This window comes from Streptomyces sp. WAC05292 (genome assembly GCF_003949955.1).
GTDB lineage: Bacteria > Actinomycetota > Actinomycetes > Streptomycetales > Streptomycetaceae > Streptomyces > Streptomyces globosus.
Window position 1 is genome coordinate 1 of record NZ_RPSE01000715.1, and the last position, 1,395, is coordinate 1,395.

The window sequence follows — 1,395 nt, forward strand, 5'->3', positions numbered from 1 at the left end:
GCGTACGGCTCGGCAGGGCGTTGGAGTTGGCCTCGGCCACCGAGCCCGGCAGGTTGAGCGTCGGCGCCTCGCCGGGCAGCTGCACGGCGGGCGGCGAGGAGGCGGCCGGGGCGCAGGAGGGTGGCGAGGAGGCCCGTGAGCTCGTCGACGGCCTGGCCGGGCGCCTTGCCGACGAGGTAGCCGAGGGTGCGCAGCACGGTGCCGGCGACGAGGCGGAGCAGGACGTACGGCAGGGCGGCGGCGGAGCAGTTGGCGAGGAGGGTGTGGACGGCGCCGGCCTTGTCGACGCGGTGGGGTCCGAGTGCGGTGCGGCCGGCGCAGTCGACGGTGCGGCGTTCGCGGGAGGCGGCCTCGGCGTGGCGCAGGACGGCGTCGGGGGCGACGAGGACGCCGTGGCCGGCGCTGTGGGCGCGCCAGCACAGGTCGACGTCGTCGCGCATGAGGGGCAGGCGGCGGTCGAAGCCTCCGAGGCCGTCGTAGACGTCGCGGCGTACGAGCATGCCGGCGGTGGAGACGGAGAGGACGGGGCGGACCTGGTCGTGCTGGCCCTGGTCCTGTTCGCGGCGGTCGAGGCCGGTCCAGCGGCGGCCGCTGCGGGCGATGGTGACGCCGGCTTCGAGGAGCTGCCGGTTGTCGTACCAGCCGCGGAGCTTGGGGCCGATGACGGCGGCCTCGGGGTTCTCGTCGGCGACGCGGAGGAGTTCGGTGAGGGCGTCGGGCTCGGGGGCGCTGTCGTCGTGGAGCAGCCAGAGCCATTGGACGGGCTCGCCGTGCGGGAGGTCGGGGAGGTCGTAGGCGTCGTCGCGCCAGGTGCGGCTGACGGGGTCCCAGCCGCTGGGGCGCCTGAGGTAGGGGAGGTCGTCGAGGGAGGGGGTGCCGGCGCTGCGGGCGGCTTCGTCGACGGCGGCGCCGAATCCGGTGCGGCGGGCGAGGTGGAGGACGCGGTCGTCGCCGAGGGCCTCGGCGAGGAGGCGGGCGGAGTCGTCGGAGCTTCCGGTGTCGGCGGCGACGTGGTTCTGCGCGGGGCGTTCCTGGCCGAGGAGGCCGGCGAGGGTCCGGGGCAGCCAGCGGGCGCCGTCGTGGGCGACGAGGACCGCGGTGACGACGTGCCGGGGGAACTGGGGGGCGGCGGCGGCCTGGTGGGAGGCCGTCGGCTGGCTGTGCAGGGACATCGCTCTACTGGCCCTCCGGCCTGGGTGTCCCGCCGGGCTCGGCCGGAGGGAGGTCCGCGGGCGCGCGCCCTCGGAGGCTGCTGGACAGCGCCCCACACTAACGGCTCGGAACACAGCGGTCCGCCTCCTGCGGGGAAGTTGCAGGAGGCGGACCGGTGGTGTGCTCGTGGCGGGGGGCCGTCACCCAACGTGACTCCGGGCCGGGGTCCGGACGGGGTCGGGG

At 76.6% G+C, this 1,395-nt stretch carries 1 protein-coding gene; it reads right to left on the reverse strand.

The features are described 5' to 3' along the window. Nucleotides 1-1,172: glycosyltransferase family 2 protein (locus tag EF903_RS32570; protein WP_148142655.1), on the reverse strand; the 1,172-nt coding region annotated here is incomplete at its 3' end. Nucleotides 1,173-1,395: the final 223 nt, after the last annotated feature.